The sequence below is a fragment of the Pseudomonas sp. GW822-FHT02D10 genome (assembly GCF_058802345.1).
In genome coordinates, this window is the sequence record NZ_JBXAOB010000012.1 from 75,760 (window position 1) to 94,935 (window position 19,176).

The 19,176-nt window shown below is 58.9% G+C and carries 16 protein-coding genes; 11 read left to right on the forward strand and 5 right to left on the reverse strand.

The window, feature by feature from the left end; all coding sequences use genetic code 11:
• Nucleotides 1–65 precede the first annotated feature (65 nt).
• Nucleotides 66–1,193 carry a branched-chain amino acid ABC transporter substrate-binding protein gene (locus AC1RPZ_RS19300; protein ID WP_493138524.1) on the reverse strand — a complete coding sequence of 376 codons (1,128 nt, stop codon included), beginning with the start codon at nucleotides 1,191–1,193 and terminating at the stop codon, nucleotides 66–68.
• Nucleotides 1,194–1,539: 346 nt separating this feature from the next.
• Between AC1RPZ_RS19300 and AC1RPZ_RS19305 the strand changes: the two genes are divergently transcribed.
• The gene (locus AC1RPZ_RS19305; protein ID WP_493138525.1) at nucleotides 1,540–1,845 is read left to right on the forward strand and encodes a DUF2288 domain-containing protein; all 306 of its coding nucleotides are present in this window, start codon (nucleotides 1,540–1,542) and stop codon (nucleotides 1,843–1,845) included.
• A gap of 316 nt (nucleotides 1,846–2,161) precedes the next feature.
• Here the strand turns inward: AC1RPZ_RS19305 and AC1RPZ_RS19310 are convergent, their stop codons facing one another.
• Entirely contained in the window at nucleotides 2,162–4,339 is a 2,178-nt protein-coding gene (locus AC1RPZ_RS19310) for a hypothetical protein (RefSeq protein WP_493138526.1), read from the reverse strand.
• Nucleotides 4,340–4,534: 195 nt separating this feature from the next.
• Between AC1RPZ_RS19310 and AC1RPZ_RS19315 the strand changes: the two genes are divergently transcribed.
• Entirely contained in the window at nucleotides 4,535–5,431 is an 897-nt protein-coding gene (locus AC1RPZ_RS19315) for an NAD(P)-dependent oxidoreductase (protein WP_493138527.1), read from the forward strand.
• 162 nt (nucleotides 5,432–5,593) lie between these two features.
• Nucleotides 5,594–6,943 (forward strand): spinster family MFS transporter, encoded by a 1,350-nt coding sequence (locus AC1RPZ_RS19320; RefSeq protein ID WP_493138528.1) that lies wholly within the window; start codon nucleotides 5,594–5,596, stop codon nucleotides 6,941–6,943.
• Nucleotides 6,944–7,125: 182 nt separating this feature from the next.
• Here the strand turns inward: AC1RPZ_RS19320 and rapA are convergent, their stop codons facing one another.
• The gene (rapA, locus tag AC1RPZ_RS19325; RefSeq protein ID WP_493138529.1) at nucleotides 7,126–9,972 is read right to left on the reverse strand and encodes an RNA polymerase-associated protein RapA; all 2,847 of its coding nucleotides are present in this window, start codon (nucleotides 9,970–9,972) and stop codon (nucleotides 7,126–7,128) included.
• A 229-nt stretch (nucleotides 9,973–10,201) separates the two neighbouring features.
• Here rapA and AC1RPZ_RS19330 point away from each other — a divergent pair, with 229 nt between their 5' ends.
• The 3 genes from AC1RPZ_RS19330 to ccoM all read left to right on the forward strand — a co-directional run bounded on the left by AC1RPZ_RS19330 (nucleotide 10,202) and on the right by ccoM (nucleotide 11,115).
• On the forward strand, nucleotides 10,202–10,543 hold the full coding sequence (locus tag AC1RPZ_RS19330; protein WP_493138530.1) for an aspartate-semialdehyde dehydrogenase: 342 nt from the start codon (nucleotides 10,202–10,204) through the stop codon (nucleotides 10,541–10,543).
• A 148-nt stretch (nucleotides 10,544–10,691) separates the two neighbouring features.
• Nucleotides 10,692–10,853 carry a hypothetical protein gene (locus AC1RPZ_RS19335; RefSeq protein ID WP_493138531.1) on the forward strand — a complete coding sequence of 54 codons (162 nt, stop codon included), beginning with the start codon at nucleotides 10,692–10,694 and terminating at the stop codon, nucleotides 10,851–10,853.
• A 145-nt stretch (nucleotides 10,854–10,998) separates the two neighbouring features.
• Entirely contained in the window at nucleotides 10,999–11,115 is a 117-nt protein-coding gene (ccoM, locus tag AC1RPZ_RS19340; protein WP_493138532.1) for a cytochrome c oxidase subunit CcoM, read from the forward strand.
• A 604-nt stretch (nucleotides 11,116–11,719) separates the two neighbouring features.
• On the opposite strand, the gene AC1RPZ_RS19345 is transcribed toward ccoM, so the two are convergent.
• Complete coding sequence (locus AC1RPZ_RS19345) at nucleotides 11,720–13,195, reverse strand: inorganic phosphate transporter (RefSeq protein WP_493138533.1); 1,476 nt, start codon at nucleotides 13,193–13,195, stop codon at nucleotides 11,720–11,722.
• A gap of 377 nt (nucleotides 13,196–13,572) precedes the next feature.
• The gene (locus tag AC1RPZ_RS19350; protein WP_071551521.1) at nucleotides 13,573–13,773 is read right to left on the reverse strand and encodes a hypothetical protein; all 201 of its coding nucleotides are present in this window, start codon (nucleotides 13,771–13,773) and stop codon (nucleotides 13,573–13,575) included.
• Between the two features lie 723 nt (nucleotides 13,774–14,496).
• Between AC1RPZ_RS19350 and pcaR the strand changes: the two genes are divergently transcribed.
• The 5 genes from pcaR to pcaH all read left to right on the forward strand — a co-directional run bounded on the left by pcaR (nucleotide 14,497) and on the right by pcaH (nucleotide 19,175).
• Complete coding sequence (pcaR, locus tag AC1RPZ_RS19355) at nucleotides 14,497–15,339, forward strand: pca regulon transcriptional regulator PcaR (RefSeq protein WP_054596029.1); 843 nt, start codon at nucleotides 14,497–14,499, stop codon at nucleotides 15,337–15,339.
• 252 nt (nucleotides 15,340–15,591) lie between these two features.
• Entirely contained in the window at nucleotides 15,592–16,449 is an 858-nt protein-coding gene (locus AC1RPZ_RS19360; RefSeq protein WP_493138534.1) for a CoA transferase subunit A, read from the forward strand.
• Entirely contained in the window at nucleotides 16,446–17,228 is a 783-nt protein-coding gene (locus AC1RPZ_RS19365; protein WP_493138621.1) for a CoA-transferase subunit beta, read from the forward strand. The genes AC1RPZ_RS19360 and AC1RPZ_RS19365 overlap by 4 nt, the downstream gene beginning before the upstream one ends.
• Nucleotides 17,225–18,430: a 3-oxoadipyl-CoA thiolase gene (gene pcaF / locus AC1RPZ_RS19370; RefSeq protein ID WP_493138623.1), complete on the forward strand. Its 1,206-nt coding sequence runs from the start codon at nucleotides 17,225–17,227 to the stop codon at nucleotides 18,428–18,430. Before AC1RPZ_RS19365 ends, pcaF begins: the two co-directional genes overlap by 4 nt.
• 40 nt (nucleotides 18,431–18,470) lie before the next feature.
• Entirely contained in the window at nucleotides 18,471–19,175 is a 705-nt protein-coding gene (gene pcaH / locus AC1RPZ_RS19375; protein ID WP_493138535.1) for a protocatechuate 3,4-dioxygenase subunit beta, read from the forward strand.
• The last annotated feature ends 1 nt before the right edge of the window (nucleotide 19,176 follow it).

A 19,176-nucleotide genomic window follows, 5' to 3' on the forward strand; every position in this document is an offset into this window, starting at 1 on the left:
ATACGTTCGTAAAACAAAGCCCACGGCACGCCGTGGGCTTTATTGGCAGTCAGTCTGGCAGCGCCTTACTGAGGTGTAACTTCGGTTTTAGGTTTGCCAAAGTGCCACTGGTAGACCACGAACTTGAAGTTCTTCAGGTCGCCCTTCGAGTCGAACGACAGGTCGCCGGTCGGGGTCTTGAAGGTGCCGGCGCGAATAGCGGCGGCCACTTTGGCGGTGTCTTCGCTCTTCGCTGCCTTGATACCTTCAGCGATCACTTCGACTGCCGAGTAGGCCGGGAACACGAACGGACCGCTCGGGTCCTGCTTCTTGGCGGCGAACGCGTCAACCAGTGCCTTGTTGGCCGGATCCTGGTCGAAAGACTTCGGCAAGGTCACCAGCAGGCCTTCGGAAGCGTCCTGGGCGATCTGCGAGATGGAGTCGTTGCCGACGCCTTCCGGCCCCATGAACTTGGCGTTCAGGCCTTTTTCCTTGGATTGACGCAGGATCAGGCCCAGTTCCGGGTGGTAGCCGCCGTAGTAGACGAAGTCGACGTTGGCTTGCTTGAGTTTCTGGATGATCGAGGAGAAGTCCTTGTCGCCGGCGTTCAGGCCTTCGAACACGGCAACCTTGACACCTTTGCCTTCGAGGGTTTTCTTCACGGCGGTGGCGATGCCTTCGCCGTATTGCTGTTTGTCGTGCAGCACAGCAACGATTTTCGGTTTGACGTGATCGGCAATGTAGTTACCGGCGGCAGGGCCCTGGGCGCTGTCCAGGCCGATGGTGCGGAACACCATTTTGTAGCCACGGTTAGTGATGTCCGGGCTGGTGGCTGCTGGGGTGATCATGATCACGCCTTCGTCTTCGTAGATGTCGGACGCTGGCTGAGTGGAGCTGGAGCAGAGGTGACCGACCACGAACTTGACGCCGTCGTTGACCACTTTGTTGGCGACGGCAACGGCCTGTTTAGGGTCGCAGGCGTCATCGTATTCCTTGGCTTCGAGCATCTTGCCGTCGACACCGCCCTTGGCGTTGATCTGCTCGATGGCCATTTTAGCGCCGGTGAACTGCATGTCACCGTACTGGGTCACTGGACCGGTTTTAGGGCCGGCGATGCCGATCTTGATGGTGTCAGCTGCGAACGAATGGCTGGCGACTCCGGCCAGAACCATAGCGGCAAACAGTTTGGAAATCTGCTTAGTAGCCTTATTCATAGTGCTCCACTCTTACTGTTGTAATTTTTATAGTCCTGGCGGCCTGGGCCACAGAACCGGATTGATATCCTGGATATCCTCCGGAAATGCCCCCGGCAACTGTACCGGTACAGTGTAGAGCGCCGATTGTTCGCTTGGAAAGCTGGCGCTCAGGGGCAAAACCTGAAGGTGTCGCATTATTGAAAGAAAAAGACAGAATTGCGGCGTGATTTTGGCTGGTAGTGCCTGATTCAGCGGCTATCCTTGGCTTTCCTGCAGTTCTCGATCAATGACTCTATTGCATCCGGGTTTTTCTGCCAGAGCACCGACGTTATGATTGCGCCGATTTCTTTTCCGGACAGGGCCCATGACTCAAGAACCTAGCACCCTCTATGCCAAGCTGCTTGGTGAAACCGCATCTATTACCTGGAAGGAACTCGAACCGTTCTTCGCCAAGGGTGCCCTATTGTGGGTCGAAGCCGATCTGGATTTGATCGAAGCGGCTGAAGCCGTGGCCGAGGATCAGGGCGAGAAAGTGGCTGCCTGGCTGGCTGCCGAGAAGGTTGCCAAGGTGTCTGCGACGCGGGCGCTGGATTTGGTCGAGCGCGACCCGCCGCTCTGGGCGGTGGTGGTTTCGCCATGGATTCTGATTCAGGAAAGGGCACAGGCCTGAAGGTCGCACCGATTTGGTGCTGATGGGGCTCGGGCAAAAGTGTGTAGCCGAGTAGCGTGATGGCACGATGCCGTAGAGAAACGCCACAGGCGGTAGGGGGGAAGGTTACGTAAACGTAACGGGAACAGTTGAGAGAGCAGCCGAACGGCTGCTTAATTGTTTCTGGATGTTGGATATTTGCTGGATGTGAGGACGCCATCGTCGGAACGCCGCCCGGAGCAAGCTCGCTCCCACAGGATTCAGTGGCGTTCACAGAGTTTGTGTTCGACATCGATCAATGTGGGAGCGAGCTTGCTCGCGATTGGCCGTGACGCGGTCAGGCCGTCTTGCCGGTATGGTTATTCAGCGAGATAACCTTGGTCTTGCCGATGCGGTGACGGTAGATCTCGCGCAGGTACTTGATGGCCTTTTTCACGCAATCGCGCGACAGGCGGATGTCGTTGATCGAGACAAACTTGTCTTTGTCGTTGATCAGCTCGCGGTACTTCTTCTCGTACATCGGCTTGATCGCGTACCAGTTGGTGTCGAGGATCTTCGCCGGGTTTTCGAACTCGTTGAGCAGCTCGTCGATTTTGGCCTCGTCGAAGTCTTCATGAATGATGAAGTCGAGGATCGAGTTGTCCAGCGTTTCGTCGAAGCGGTACGGGTTGCGCGCAAAGCAGCGTTTGATGAAGGCCACGATCAAGGTCAGGAAATCGTCCGACAGGCACGGGCTCTTGGCGATCAGAGTGGTCAGCGAAAGGTTGGCCGAGGCGCCGATCACCAGTGCATAACGCTTGAGCGTGGTATTGGGGAACAGGCTGTTGAGGTGGGTCTTCAACCGGTTCAGGTCCATGTAGGACAGCTTGTAATCCTTGGGCAACGACACGATCGACACCACCGACGAGCAGTTCTTGAAGAAGTGCAGGTCATGCAGGGCCGCAGCGTCGTAACCCGAATTCTTGTATTGCTCCAGCGACGCGCGATACCGCTTGGACTCGATCGGCAACAGGCTGATGCCTTCGATGGCCTGGGTCACTTTGTTGAAGTGCGGCAGGTCGATGGAGCGGAAGAACAGGTCGTCGATGTTCAGGCGTTGCGGTTCTTTGTCGAACACCTTGAACTTGTCACTGCTCGGTGCCGGTTGTTCTGGTACCACCGACTCTGCGTAGGCAATCGCCACTGGCCCGGCCAGACTCATGAACAGATCGTTGGCGTCCAGGCGAATGGTTTCGCCGATGTCGATGCCCGCCCGACGGAAGTAGTTCTGGTCGTAGTCGGTGGTGACCGCCTGGGCCGTCAGAATGTTGAAGATCTGCTGCGAGATGTACTGGTTGGCGTGCTTTTCCATGGCATTGACATCAATGTTCTGGATATTGCCGTCATCGTTCTCTTCGGCGTAACGCATGATGTCGTTGGAGATCAGCATCATCGCGTTCCATGGACGGATGCGGCCCATGACGCTGGCTTCGCTGCTGTCTTCGTTGGCGAAGTTGTACGAGAAATCCCATTCTTCCGACAGGTACTTGCACAGCAGGCGACCGGCGTTGATGTGCAGTGCTTCAGACATTTCGCTGCGGTGATCGGAAATGTTCGGCAGTACGCAAATGCCGCTGGTGAAGATCGGCTCGAAAACAAAGGAGTGGCCGCTCTTGCTGTCGTGCTCGTCCACCGGTTTGGTGTCGAACGTCTTGTTCATGTACGAGTGCTGCTGGGCCAGGCCGAACTCCGAGGCCATGCCCGAACCGGTACCGCCGCCGGCGCTGAAGATCGAGAAATACAGGCGCGACTGGTTGGCCTTGATGCCGCAGCTGTCGATCAGGTACGAGTGGATCATCTTCCAGTCGGGGCTGGAGAAACGCTGGGTGTCCTTGTTCAGGATGATCTTCGCCAGGTACTGGCCGAGGATCGGCGCGTTACCGGCGCCACCGGCGTGGACTTCCGAGAGGTCCATGATCTTCATTTTGCTGTAGTCGCGCAGGAAGCCGCTTTTTTCGCCCTTGCGTGAGAAGCGGATACGTCCGGCGATGTCTTTGTCCAGGTCGCCGAGCATCACCAGCGGCTCGACCAGGAACACCGGTTTGGTGACCTTGCCGGCACCCAGTTTCAGGTTGTTACGAATCCATTGCGCAGGGCTGTAGCCCTTTTCAGCATAGGGCTTGTCTTCGTTGTTGAACTCGTTGAGGTAGAACTTGCGGGCGTTGTACACCAGCTCTGCGACGTCCAGCGCAATGTTTGAACCGCAGCGACCCAGACCGATCAGGCACACCGAGGGGAACTCCTGCTGATGCAGTTCGTGGGTGTCTTCCAGGTGCGGTGGCTTTGGGAACACCAGATCGCGCAGGCCATCGAGGTTGTCGAGGATACGATCGGTATTGGTCTCGGTGAAATACAGGTACTGCTGAGTCGCAAGCGGGCGTGAGCTGGTCAATGGCTTCGGGGCTGAGGGTTTATCCGTGGCGGCGGTGAGCGTCAGTTCGGATACCGCTGGGGCAGGATTATTTTTAGAAGTCATTGTGCGCCATATACCTGGACGGGTTGGTTCGGCGGCGAGATGTCATCAAGCCATCACGAATAAAGAACTCGCGACTTTACAGCGCGATTTTGTCCCCTGCGATAGGGCTTTACCTGAGTGTCGCTAGGGGGAATCCTTTCCTTAGTCATGATGAATCGGCCAATATTTGGCGATCTTTAATCGAACGGAGGCAAATTGATGGCCGCGTTACCTTCCCTGGCGTTTGCCGGTATTGGCTTGATGGGTTTGCCGATGTGTCGGCGTTTGTTGACTGCGGGCTATCCACTGACCGTCTGGAACCGCAACCCCGACAAGTGCACGCCCTTGGTCGAGGCCGGGGCGCGACAAGTGGCCACACCTGCCGAGCTGTGTCAGCACGCCGAGCTGGTGATGTTGTGCCTGGCCAATACCGAGGTGGTGCGCGAAGTGGTGTTCGGCGCTAGCGGCGTTGCGTCCGGTGCGAAAGCCGGTCAGTTGCTGGTGGATTTTTCCAGCCTGGAACCCACGGCGACGCGGGAAATGGCTGCTGAACTGGCCAGCCGTACCGGCATGGGCTGGCTGGATGCGCCGGTATCCGGTGGTGTGGCGGGGGCCGAGGCCGCCAGCCTGGCGATCATGGTCGGCGGTACATCGGCGGAGGTTGAGCGAGTGCGTCCGGTATTGTTGTGTCTCGGGCAACGGGTCACGCACATGGGCGCGGTCGGCGCGGGGCAGGTAACCAAGGCCTGTAACCAGATGATTGTTGCCTGCAATGCGTTGGTGATCGCTGAAGTGGTGGCGCTAGCCGAACGTTCGGGCGTGGATGCGAGCCTGCTGGCCGAGGCGTTGAGCGGCGGGTTTGCCGACTCGAAACCCTTGCAGATGCTCGCCCCGCAAATGGCCGAGAGCCGTTTCGAACCGGTGAAGTGGCATGTTCGAACGCTGCTCAAGGACCTGGACGGCGCGGTGAAGTTTTCCCGCGAGCAAGGCTCGGCGACGCCGATCAGTGGACTGGCCGCCCAGTTGATGCGCCTGCATGGTGCTAAGGGCTATCTGGAAAAAGATCCCGCGACACTCATCCATCTATACCGCGAGCCAGACTCAAAGGGTTGAGGGGGTAGCATCGCCACAAAGGCTGCCAGGTCTGGCCGCGATGGGCGGGTATCAGCCTTGCGAATAATGACAGACAGCGGCCATGGCGCTGACTAGATTGCAGGTTCCGGGCCCGAATGCCGTCGGCAATGAAGCCCTCATAACAATAAAAGAGACGGACCCATGCAGAACTCGACCCAAGCGGCGAATGCCTGGCGCATTCTGTTCCTGCTGTTCCTGGCCAACCTGTTCAACTTTTTCGACCGCACGATCCCGGCGATCATCATCGAGCCGATCCGCATGGAATGGCACCTCAGCGATTTTCAACTGGGAATTATCGGGACTGCGTTCACCCTCGTTTATGCCGTTGCCGGTCTGCCGCTAGGGCGAATGGCCGACACCGGTTCGCGCAGCAAACTGATGGGCTGGGGGCTGGCGGTATGGAGCGGGCTGACGGCGGTCAACGGTCTGGTGGGGAGTTTCTGGAGTTTTTTGATCGTGCGCATGGGGATCGGCATTGGTGAGGCCAGTTATGCGCCGGCCGCCAATTCGCTGATCGGTGATTTGTTCCCGGCGCACCGTCGGGCGCGGGCCATGGGCATCTTCATGTTGGGGTTGCCGCTGGGCCTGTTGCTGGCGTTCTTCACCATCGGCGCGATGGTCAAGGCGTTCGACAGCTGGCGTGCGCCGTTCTTCATCGCGGCGATACCAGGTTTGATTCTGGCGATCTTCATGTTTTTCATCAAAGAACCCAAGCGCGGCGCGGCGGAAACCGTGCAAGTGTCCCAGGAGCGAGTGGATCGGCCGATTCGCCGGGTGCTGGCGATTCCGACCTTCCTCTGGCTGGTGATGGCAGGGCTGTGCTTCAACTTCGCCACCTATGCGTGTAACTCGTTTCTGGTGCCGATGCTGCAACGCTACTTTCAGATGCCGTTGCAGCAAGCTGCAGTGGCGACCGGAATGATCGTCGGTGTGACCGGGTTGTTCGGTCTGACGCTGGGCGGTTGGGTGGCCGACAAGATTCACCAGCGCGTGGCCAACGGTCGACTGCTGTTTGCCGCGTTCAGTCTGATCATCTCGACCCTGTGCACGGCGTGGGCACTGCACGCCGGACGGATTGAAATCGGGGTGTTCGTGGCGGTGTTCAGTGTCGGTTGGTTGTTTGCCTACAACTTTTATACCTGCGTTTACACGGCCATTCAGGACGTGGTCGAACCGCGCTTGCGCGCCACGGCGATGGCGTTGTTTTTTGCCGGTTTGTATCTACTGGGGGGCGGTCTTGGGCCGGTGGTGGTGGGCGGTTTGTCCGATCACTTCGCCCATACCGCGATGCTGGCGGCCGGTGCCGAGCAAATGAGCGAGGCATTCAAGGCGGTAGGGCTGCATGGCGCGATGTACCTGATTCCGGTGGCGCTGTTTTTCACCATGGTGTTTCTGTTCCTGGCTTCGCGGTGTTTTGTCCGTGATGCCAAGTGGATGAAGGAAGGGTTGGTGGCGGTGGTTGAGCCCGGGATTGCAGTGGCGACTGCCTGATTGCCATCGCGAGCAAGCTCGCTCCCACATACAAAGAGTGAACACCCGAGATCAAATGTGGGAGCAGCCGGTCGACGCTCGATTGCTCGTGATGAGGTCATCAGCAACAACACAACAATCAAGTATAAAAAAGGCCCGCATCGCTGCGGGCCTTCTGTTTTTAACGGGGTAAAGAGGAGGGCTTAACCCGCCACCAGCACCCGGATCGCTTCCAGTCGCAGTGCCGCTTTGTCGAGCATGGCCAGACCTTGCTCGCGCTGTTGACGCAGGGCAACCAGTTCGCTGTCGCGCACCGTTGGGTTGACTGCTTGCAGGGCGGTCAGGCGCGCCAGTTCTTCTTCGGTATCGGCCGCCAGACGGCGTTGCGCTTCGGCTACACGTTCGGCGTGGCGCGGGGTGATCTTCTCTTCACCGGCATTGATGCGCGGGGTCAGTTGATCACGCTGGGCCTGGACAAACTTGTTGGCGCTGGCACGTGGCACGCTTTCGAGCTGGTCGTTGAGGGTCTCGAACGAGACGCGGCCCGACAGGTCGTTGCCGTTGGCGTCGAGCAAGCAGCGCAGGGCGGCCGGCGGCAGGTAACGGCCCAGTTGCAGCGAGCGCGGAGCAACCACTTCGCTGACATAGAGCAGTTCCAGCAACACGGTGCCAGGCTTGAGTGCCTTGTTCTTGATCAGCGCGACGGCGGTGTTGCCCATCGAGCCAGACAGGACCAGGTCCATACCACCCTGAACCATCGGGTGCTCCCAGGTGATGAATTGCATGTCTTCGCGAGACAGCGCCTGGTTGCGGTCGTAGGTGATGGTCACGCCTTCGTCGTCGCCCAACGGGAAGCTGGCGTCGAGCATTTTTTCGCTCGGCTTGAGGATCAGCGCGTTTTCCGAATGGTCTTCGCTGTCGATGCCGAACGCGTCGAACAGGGTTTCCATGTAGATCGGCAGGGCGAACTGATCGTCTTGCTCAAGGATCGCCTCAACCAGCTCGTCACCTTCGCCAGCGCCGCCGGAGTTGAGTTCCAGCAGGCGGTCACGGCCGCTGTGCAACTCGGCTTCGAGGTTTTCACGGGTGGTACGGGCTTCGTCGATCAGCGCTTGCCACTCGCCGTCATCGGCGTTTTCCAGCAGCGGCAGCAGGCGTGGGCCGAACTGATGCTGCAAGGCGTTGCCGGTCGGGCAGGTGTTGAGGAACGCATTCAGCGCTTCGTGGTACCACTGGAACAGACGCTCTTGCGGACTGGTTTCCAGGTACGGCACGTGCAGTTCGATGACGTGCTTCTGACCGATCCGGTCGAGACGCCCGATCCGCTGCTCCAGCAGGTCAGGGTGCGATGGCAGGTCGAACAGCACCAGGTGGTGGGAGAACTGGAAGTTGCGACCTTCACTGCCGATTTCCGAACAGATCAGCACCTGGGCGCCGAACTCTTCGTCCGCGAAGTAGGCGGCCGCACGGTCACGCTCAAGGATGTTCATGCCTTCATGGAACACCGTGGCAGGGATACCGGAACGTACGCGCAGGGCGTCTTCCAGGTCCATCGCGGTTTCGGCGTGGGCACAGATCACCAGCACTTTGGTGCGCTTGAGCATTTTCAACTGGTCGATCAGCCACTCGACCCGTGGGTCGAAGCGCCACCAGCGTTGTTCTTCATCGATATCCGGTTGAGCCTGGAAACTGACTTCCGGGTACAGCTCGGCGTGTTCGCCCAGCGGCAATTCCAGGTATTCGTCCGGGCACGGCAGCGGGTACGGGTGCAGTTTGCGTTCCGGGAAACCTTGCACCGCAGCGCGGGTATTACGGAACAGCACGCGGCCAGTGCCGTGGCGATCCAGCAGTTCGCGCACCAGACGGGCGCTGGCTTCAGCGTCACCCTCGTTGACGGCGGTCAGCAGCGCTTCGCCTTCGTCACCGAGGAAACCCTGGATGGTTTTGTGCGCGGCCGGGGACAAACGCCCCTGGTCCATCAGTTCCTGAACGGCTTCGGCTACCGGGCGATAGTTTTCGCTCTCGGCGCGGAAGGCTTTCAGGTCATGGAAACGGTTTGGATCGAGCAGGCGCAGGCGCGCGAAGTGGCTGTCCTGACCCAGTTGCTCTGGGGTCGCGGTCAGCAGCAGTACACCAGGAATGGTTTCGGCGAGTTGCTCGACCAGCGAGTACTCAGGGCTGACCTGATCTTCGTGCCACACCAGGTGGTGAGCTTCGTCGACCACCAGCAGGTCCCAGTCGGCAGCGAACAGCGCGTCCTGGGCCTTCTCGTCGTCCACCAGCCATTCCAGAGCCACCAGCGCGAGCTGAGTGTCTTCGAACGGGTTGCTGGCATCGCTTTCGATGAAACGTTCTTCGTCGAACAGCGCGACTTGCAGGTTGAAACGACGGCGCATCTCCACCAGCCACTGGTGCTGGAGGTTTTCCGGCACCAGGATCAGCACGCGGTTGGCGCGACCCGAGAGCAGCTGGCGATGGATCACCAGACCGGCTTCGATGGTTTTACCCAGACCGACTTCGTCCGCCAGCAGGACCCGCGGTGCGATACGGTCAGCGACTTCACGGGCGATGTGCAATTGGTGGGCGATGGGCTGCGCACGCACGCCACCCAGGCCCCAGAGCGAGGATTGCAACTGGCGGCTGGTGTGTTCCAGGGTGTGGTAACGCAGGGAGAACCAGGCCAGTGGGTCGATCTGCCCGGCGAACAAACGGTCGCTGGCCAGACGGAACTGGATGAAGTTCGACAGCTGGGTCTCAGGCAGGGTTACCACTTCGTTCTGTGCGTTGAGCCCGTGATAGATCAGCAAGCCGTCGACGTCATCGACTTCGCGCACGGTCATTTTCCAGCCTTCGAAGTGAGTGATCATGTCACCCGGCGAAAACCTCACACGAGTGAGGGGCGCATTCCGTAGCGCGTACTGGCGAGTGTCGCCAGTGGCCGGATAGAGCACGGTCAGCAAGCGACCGTCCTGTGCCAGAACGGTGCCTAAACCTAGCTCGGCTTCGCTGTCACTAATCCAGCGTTGCCCCGGTTGATACTGCTGCGCCATGCTGCCTGACTCCCGCCTTGAAAAAGCCGACTATATTAACGGATGCAGGTCACGAGGCCAAAGGGTTACTCGCGTAGGCGCTGCCGAAGGCTGCGATCTTTTCAGGCTTTGAAGATCAAAAGATCGCAGCCTGCGGCAGCTTCTACGTGTGTGTTGGGCTGCAGTTTGCGACCAGTGGTTCAAGTCGCGGCCTCAGCAGCCGACAGCCTGCCGTCAGGAGACTAATACCATGCTGCCACCGATGCTCCCCTTGAGTGCCGTGCCGATCACTTCCCAGCAGGATCCGATTCGCCAGCGGCCGGATATTCCGCCGGTGGTGCCGGTGGAGGCGAGCTCCAGTGAAAGCACGATCGACATGCACAAGCGTCATGGCGAAGAGTCGGCGCTGTTGTTGCGCGAAGAGCAGCGGCGTCAGCAGGAACGCGACAGGCGTCGTCGCGAAGCCGAAGATGATCCTGAGGAGCACCTGGCCGTGCCGGGTGACGAGTTGAACGCCGACAATACGGTGCCGGTGGTCCCGTTGATGGACGATCAGCCGCGTCAGGGGTTGTGGGTCGATATCGAGGTCTGACGCTTGCACACTTTTTGTTGCGCTCTGATGTGGCTGGCGGCTGGTCAGCGCCGGCCATTGGCCGCATCATTGGCAAACCTTGAGCGGGGCAGGGCGACGGTGGTCGCTGTGCTGCGCCTGTATTGACTACGAAGATGTAAGCCACGCCATGAGCCAAGACGACAAGCTGATCGACCTCAACACCGAGCGTGCCAAGCGCGTGCATGACCTTAATGAAAAGCGCCTGAACGAAGTGCGTCAGGCTTTCGAGCAGGCTATGCCTTTGGGCGAAACGAAGAAAAAGCCGAAAAACAAACCGAAAAAGCGTTGATCCCCCCCTGTATTTGTTGATGCAGGTCAGTTATTTCCCTTCCTTTGCGTTCTGTCTTGGGCGGCATTGATCCCGGTCAATTTTCTCTCGTGCCTGATTGGTTAACTTAGCCCCATCGCAACAGGGCAAGTGCAGGAGGCCAGTCATGTTTTTCGATAATGTGGTGATCGCCGGAGTGCTGACTGTCGGCCTCATGGTTCTGTTTTTTGCCGGTTTTGGATTCTTTATCTGGAAAGACGCACATAAGCGTAAAAAGTCTTAGGTCTTTCTGGAAGCACGAGCACGCAAGGCATTTTGGGCGACTTCGGTCGCCCTTTTTTTTGCCTGCGATTTTGTGCTGTACCCATTGTTGAGGATGTACACCAATCAAAACTGTGGGAGCGAGCCTGCTCGCGATGGCGGCCTGACAGTCGCCCCGTCTTTTGCAGGTGTATATATCCATTGCTGCGGTAACGGCCACTTAGGGTTTCGCCCTTACGGCGCCTCGCTTTTCCAAACGATGAAAAGTAAGCAAAAGTCTTCGCCCCAAGCGTACGGCTCGTCGCTAAAGCTCCGAGTTCCCTCACTCCGGTGTCCATCAGGGGGCATCGCCTCCGGTCTGCTTCGCGACGACCTCCTCTCGATGTGTCCGGCTGCGCCGTACGGCGCTGCGCGCCAACCCCCTGATGAACACCTGCGCTCGGCCTTCCGAAGGGGCGGGTGGATCCAGATCAAAAGCTGCAGGCGAGCTAACGCTCGGCCTGTTGAGTGGTGGGGCGCCACCGGTGATTTTCGTAGGAGCTGCTGCAGGCTGCGATCTTTTGGGACGCACGGGCATAAAAAAAGCGCGACCTCCGGGAGGGCGCGCTTTTTTGTACGGCTATGAATCAGCTACCAAGTGCCTTCGATGCCAGCCAGAACAAGCCGGCCGACAGGGCCACCGTCGCCGGCAGGGTCAGGACCCAGGCCAGGAGGATGGTTTTCACGGTGCCGCTTTGCAGGCCGCTTTTGTTGGCGATCATGCTCCCGGCCACACCCGAAGACAGTACGTGGGTGGTTGATACCGGCAGGCTGAAGATGTTCGCCAGGCCGATCATGCCCGCAGTGGTGATCTGCGCCGACATGCCCTGAGCGTAGGTCATGCCTTGCTTGCCGATTTTCTCGCCGATGGTCAGTACCACGCGTTTCCAGCCAACCATGGTACCCAGGCCGAGCGCCAGGGCGACCGCCAGAATCACCCAGAAAGGCGCATATTCGGTGGTGGTGGTCAGGTCTTTACGCAGTTTGTCCAGGTCAGCCTTTTCGCGGGCTTCGAGGCCAGGCAACTTACCGACTTTCTTCGCGGTGTCGTCCAGGCAGAGCAGGTAGCGACGCACTTCGATGCGGCTTTCCTGCGACAACGAGTGGTAGTCCGCTACGCCCTTGAGGGTGCCGAGCAGGGCGGAAATGGTCGGTTCGGTCTGTTGCGGGTTGCAGCGGAATTTCTCCGGCAAATCGCCATCCAGGCTTTTGCCCAAGGCCAGGAACTCACCCAGCGTATCGGCATTGCGCTTATAGAACTGGCTCAGGTGCAGGGTCGCATCGCGAGTCCGTTCGATCTGGTAGGTGGTGCTGCTCAGGTCGAGAACGAACTGCGCCGGCACGATACCGATCAATACCAGCATGATCAGGCCGATGCCTTTCTGGCCATCGTTGGAGCCGTGAACAAAGCTGACAGCCATCGCCGAGATCACCAGAACCAGGCGGTTCCAGAACGGCGGGTGTTTCTTGTCATCTACCTTGCGGCGCTGGTCCGGTGTCTTGTGCATCTTGGACAGCGGACGCCACCATTTCAGGCCAATCAGCACCAGCGCGGCTACCAGGAAGCCGGCTATTGGCGAGAACACCAAGGATGCGCCGATATCGATCGCTTTCTGCCAGTTAACGCCGTCAGCCAATGGAATGTCGTTGATCAGGGCGTTCGCCAGGCCCACACCCAGGATCGAACCGATCAGGGTATGAGAGCTGGAGGCCGGGATACCGAAGTACCAGGTCCCCAGGTTCCAGGTGATGGCCGCAGCGAGCAACGAGAACACCATCGCCAGCCCGTGGCCGGTGTTCACATTGATCAGCAACTCTACCGGCAGCAGGTGGACGATGGCATACGCCACGCCAACGCCGCCCAGCAACACGCCGAGGAAATTGAACACGCCGGAAAAAAACACCGCCAGATGAGGCGGCATGGCTTTGGTGTAGATAACAGTGGCAACCGCGTTAGCGGTGTCATGAAAGCCGTTGATGAACTCGAAGGCGAGGACAAAGGCGAGGGCGAGGAAGAGGCTCACAAGCACCCAAGCATCCAGTCCGCTGAATAAATCGATCATGAAGGTTTTCTGACCCGGTCATAAGGGGGCGCGATTATGCCAGAAAACCCTGCTAATCAATGCACTTGCTGCTCATCGGTTCCATTCTTCAACGATTTAGTTTGTAACAAGGCCCTAAACCCCAGCGTTGTCGTAGGTTTTTCAAGTCATTGATTTCATTGGCTGTTGTGGCACATGTCGGCATTTCAGTTGCTTCGATGGGAAACTGAAATGGGTGTGTGAAATATCTGTAAGGAGGGCCATCCAAGCGCCATTTACCTCATTCGGTGGGAATGAGGTGGCAGTCGCCCGCTTTTAGCGGGCGCGATAGGGAACGCCAATCCATTCAGCGTGTGGCTGAAGGCGACGCAGGCCCGGAAGATCTCAAACCGGAGCGATTATGGCTCTTCGGCTTTGAGTTCTTTTTCCATCTTCTGCAGTTCCTGGGTAAAGGCCTGATCGAGGATGCTGGCGCGTTTACGCCAAGGTTTACGTTCCGGGTCAGGTTGAGCGGCGTAGGTGGTGACTTCCCCGCCGTAAACTTCCTTGTAACGTTGTTCCTGGCGCTCAAGTTCCGCGCGCAGTTCGTCTTTCGTCACAGTGTTACCTAATTGAGTTGAGATAAATTCTGGTGATACGCACTGCATTCGTTGCGTCGGTCACAAGCGTCTCGAGCAGAGTGTCCGGCAAGACACCCATTCTGACTGCGTTGTGCTTGACAGCTTCCTTCTTGCAGGCGGCCACGGCACCAGAGCAGAACCACCGACGTAGCATCAGTTTTCTTGTTTTTTTGCAAACGCATTGGCCGGGCATTCGAAATGAGCGACAAGCGCTTGCCAGCAGGAAGCGGGGTTGAAAACTCGCACTGCCTGAGTGATTGGATCCCGTAGTTGCAAAAAATGCGGTCATCACTGAAGTGCATTATAGCGGCCGATCGGCAGAACACTATCTCGAATAACTTAAAAGTGCTTCGTCTTGTGAATTTGTTTTGTTCCCCGCAAGTTTTGTGCGCAAGTGCACTTTTGGGCAATGCTTTTACAAGCCCATTTCCTGGCGCCATTAAGTCGTCCACATTGAGCGGATTAGAAATCGGCTGTTATTCAGTGTCAGGAAAAGTGTGAAAACCTGTAATGAAAGATTCCGAGCCTTATAGGAAAACGTACACGCGGTCGCCCGCAGCCTTCATCCCATATAGCTCTCCAGCCAGTTGATTGCGATTATCGATTAATGGTTCGATAATCGCCCAACCTTGGCTGCTCGTGCTTGTGTGCAAGATCCGGAGCGGCTTGTAATAGCTGTCAAACTCTGGGGAATGAGCTGAAATGAACGATCAATTGCGTAACTCCTTCGCTTCAGTGGCGCCGCCGATCGTTGCCTCGCCGGCCAAACGGATTCAGGCGTTCACTGGCGATCCGGACTTCATGACTTCTCTGGCCCGTGGCTTGGCCGTGGTGCAGGCCTTTCAGGAGCGCAAGCGGCATCTGACCATCGCCCAAATCAGCCATCGTACGGAAATTCCCCGCGCCGCCGTGCGCCGTTGCCTGCATACGCTGATCAAACTCGGCTACGCCACCACCGACGGTCGAACCTATTCATTGTTGCCCAAAGTCCTGACCCTCGGTCATGCCTATCTGTCCTCGACGCCGCTGGCGGTGTCGGCCCAGCCGTATCTGGACCGCATGAGCGAGCAACTGCACGAGGCCTGCAACATGGCCACGCTGGAAGGTGATGACATCTTGTACATCGCCCGTTCGGCGACGACCCAGCGTCTGATCTCCGTTGATCTGTCGGTGGGCGGGCGTTTGCCGGCTTATTGCACCTCGATGGGCAGGATTCTTCTGGCGGCACTAGACGATGCATCGCTGCACGATTACCTCGAACATGCCGAGTTGCAGGCCAAGACCAGCCGCACACTGCATACACGCGAGTCGTTGCTCGAATGCCTTCAGGAAGTTCGGCAGCAAGGCTGGTGCATTGTCGACCAGGAACTCGAGCAAGGTCTGCGTTCGATTGCCGTTCCGGTGTACGACGCATCTGGCCAGGTGCTGGCTGCGCTGAATGTCAGCACCCACGCAGGACGCGTCAGCCGCAACGAACTGGAGCAGCGTTTTTTGCCCGGATTGTTGAGTGCCAGCCGTGAGTTGAGTGCCCAACTGTTTGCGTAAGCTGTTCGATAAACGCACAGAGTAGCCTTTGGTGAATTGACGCTGTTTCCCTTGCCTCATTAATGTCGCGGCAGCGATCTTTTGGCCCTCTTCAGAACCGATAGCCTGACAACAATCTGTTCGATAAACGAACACTTAGTCGATTATCGGATTGTTTGGGTTTTTTCGGCGGCTTAACCTTCAGTCATTCCGGCGCTGCTCAACGCGCCTTGTCCTCCACATCGGTTTACTGAGAATCGGGAGTCCAACCCCATGGCTGAAATCCTTTCGCTGCACGACGCAGTGAAGCAATTCGTCAACGACGGCGATACCGTCGCACTCGAAGGCTTCACTCACTTGATTCCGACCGCCGCGGGTCATGAAATCATTCGTCAGGGCAAGAAAGACCTGACGCTGGTGCGCATGACCCCTGATCTGGTCTACGACCAGTTGATCGGTGCCGGTTGCGCTCGCAAGCTGATTTTTTCCTGGGGTGGTAACCCGGGCGTGGGTTCGCTGCACCGTCTGCGCGATGCTGTCGAGAAACAGTGGCCGCATGCGCTGGAAATCGAAGAACACAGTCACGCCGATCTGGCCAATGCCTACGTCGCGGGTGCCTCCGGTCTGCCATTCGCAGTGTTGCGGGCCTACGCCGGTTCCGACTTGCCAAAGGTCAACCCGCTGATTAAAAGCGTGACCTGCCCGTTCACCGGAGAAGTGCTGGCAGCGGTGCCATCGGTGCGCCCGGACGTCACGGTGATCCACGCGCAGAAGGCCGATCGCAAGGGCAACGTCTTGCTCTGGGGCATTCTTGGTGTGCAGAAGGAAGCTGCATTGGCCGCCAAGCGCTGCATCGTTACGGTTGAAGAAATCGTCGACGACCTGAACGCGCCAATGAATGCCTGCGTATTGCCGACCTGGGCCTTAAGCGCCGTTTGCCATGTTCCTGGCGGTGCGCATCCGTCCTACGCCCACGGTTATACCGAACGCGACAACCGCTTCTACCAGGCCTGGGACCCGATTGCCCGCGACCGTGAAACCTTCACCGCGTGGATCAACGAATACATCCACGGCAGCGCTGACTTCAGTGAATTCCAGGCCAAGCTGGCCAAAGCGTCGGAGGTTCAATAATGGCTTACTCCACCAATGAAATGATGACCGTCGCCGCCGCTCGCCGACTGAAGAATGGCTCGGTGTGCTTCGTCGGCATCGGCCTGCCGTCGAAAGCGGCCAACCTGGCACGCCTGACGTCTTCGCCGGATGTGGTTCTGATCTACGAATCGGGTCCGATCGGTGCCAAGCCGACGGTATTGCCGCTGTCGATCGGTGACGGCGAGCTGGCGGAAACCGCCGACACCGTCGTCCCGACCGGTGAGATTTTTCGCTACTGGCTGCAAGGCGGGCGCATTGACGTCGGCTTTCTCGGTGCCGCTCAGGTCGACCGCTTTGGCAACATCAACACCACCGTGGTCGGCGATTACCATCAGCCGAAAGTCCGTCTGCCGGGTGCCGGCGGTGCTCCAGAGATCGCTGGCTCGGCGAAAAGCGTGTTGATCATCCTCAAGCAGTCGGCCCGTTCGTTCGTCGACAAGCTCGATTTCATTACCTCGGTCGGCCATGGCGAAGGCGGCGACTCGCGCAAGCGCCTCGGCCTGCCGGGTGCCGGTCCCGTGGGGATCATCACTGACCTGTGCATCATGGAACCGGAAACCGGCAGCAACGAATTCGTGGTCACCGCGCTGCACCCAGGTGTCACCCGTGAGCAAGTGATCGCCGCCACCGGCTGGGCAATCCGCTTCGCCGATCAGGTGGAGCACACCGCCGAACCGACCGACATTGAGTTGACCGCGCTGCGCGATCTGGAAGCGCGTACCGCTGCCGCCCACGGCCAAGCACCGGGAGAAGCCTGATGCGCGAGGTTTATATCTGTGATGCGATCCGCACCCCCATCGGCCGTTTTGGTGGCGGTTTGTCGACGGTTCGTGCTGACGACCTGGCTGCGGTGCCGATCAAGGCGCTGATGGAGCGCAACCCGAGCGTCGACTGGAGCGCAGTGGACGAGGTGTTCCTCGGTTGCGCCAACCAGGCCGGCGAAGACAACCGCAACGTGGCGCGCATGGCATTGCTGCTGGCCGGGTTGCCGGAAAGCATTCCTGGCGTGACCCTCAATCGTCTATGCGCCTCGGGCATGGACGCCATCGGCACCGCGTTCCGGGCGATTGCCAGCGGTGAGATGGAGCTGGCGATTGCCGGCGGCGTCGAGTCGATGTCCCGCGCACCGTTCGTGATGGGCAAGGCCGACGCGGCGTTTTCGCGCACCATGAAACTCGAAGACACCACCATCGGCTGGCGCTTCATCAACCCGTTGATGAAGGCTCAGTACGGCGTCGATGCGATGCCGCAGACCGGTGACAACGTGGCTGACGATTACGCGGTTTCCCGCGCCGATCAGGATGCTTTCGCACTGCGCAGTCAGCAACGGACGGCGGCCGCGCAAGCTGCCGGCTATTTCGCCGAAGAAATCGTTCCGGTGCGCATTGCCCACAAGAAGGGTGAAAGCGTGGTCGAGCAGGACGAGCATCCACGCGCCGACACCACCCTGGAAACCCTGAGCAAACTCAAACCGGTCAATGGCCCGGACAAGACCGTCACCGCTGGCAACGCCTCAGGCGTGAACGACGGTGCGGCGGCGCTGATTCTCGCGTCTGCCGACGCCGTGAAGAAACACGGTCTGACCGCCCGCGCTCGGGTGCTGGGTATGGCCAGTGCGGGTGTTGCGCCGCGAGTGATGGGCATCGGCCCGGTGCCGGCGGTGCGCAAGTTGACCGAACGCCTGGGCGTGGCGGTCAGCGATTTCGATGTGATCGAACTCAATGAAGCCTTTGCCAGCCAAGGCCTGGCGGTGTTGCGTGAGCTCGGTCTGGCCGACGACGCGACGCAGGTCAACCCGAACGGTGGCGCCATTGCTTTGGGGCATCCGCTGGGCATGAGCGGTGCGCGGCTGGTGCTGACGGCGCTGCATCAGTTGGAAAAGACCGGTGGCAAGAAAGCGCTGGCGACCATGTGCGTTGGCGTTGGCCAAGGTCTGGCATTGGCAATCGAACGGGTCTGACGCGCACTCGCGCTAGCGAACAAGAAAAGAGGACAGTTTCATGACTGACAAGCCTGGTTACCGTCGCCCGCAAGCGGGCACTCAGCCGGAATATCTGCACCCGGCCTATCAATCGACCAACCGTCGTTCGCCATCCAAACCGTTGGTGTTTTTGCCTCACTCATTGTCGGAAATCACCGGCCCGACCATCGGCGCCGAGTACCTGCAAGAGCAGGACAACGACCTGACAGCCCAACATCAGGGCGAGCCTTTGGGTGAGCGGATCATCATTCACGGCCGCGTGCTGGATGAGAACGGCTTGCCGGTGCCGGGGATTTTGCTGGAGATCTGGCAGGCCAACGCGGCTGGTCGCTACAACCATCAGCGCGATCTGCATGACGCGCCGCTGGACCCGAATTTCACCGGTACCGGTCGCACCGTGACCGACGCCGATGGCGGGTATCAGTTCCAGACTATCAAGCCCGGCGCTTACCCGTGGGGCAACCACCACAATGCCTGGCGCCCGGCGCATATCCATTTCTCACTGTTCGGGCCGAGCATCCTGACCCGGTTGGTCACCCAGATGTATTTCCCCGGTGATCCGTTGCTGGCCTACGACCCGATTTACAACTGCGTGCCGGATACCAGCGCTAAAGAACGCTTGATCGCCAGTTTCGATCTGGAAAAAACCATCCCGTCCTACGCCCTCGGTTATCGCTGGGACATCGTTTTGCGCGGCCGCGATGCCACGCCGATGGAGAAATAAG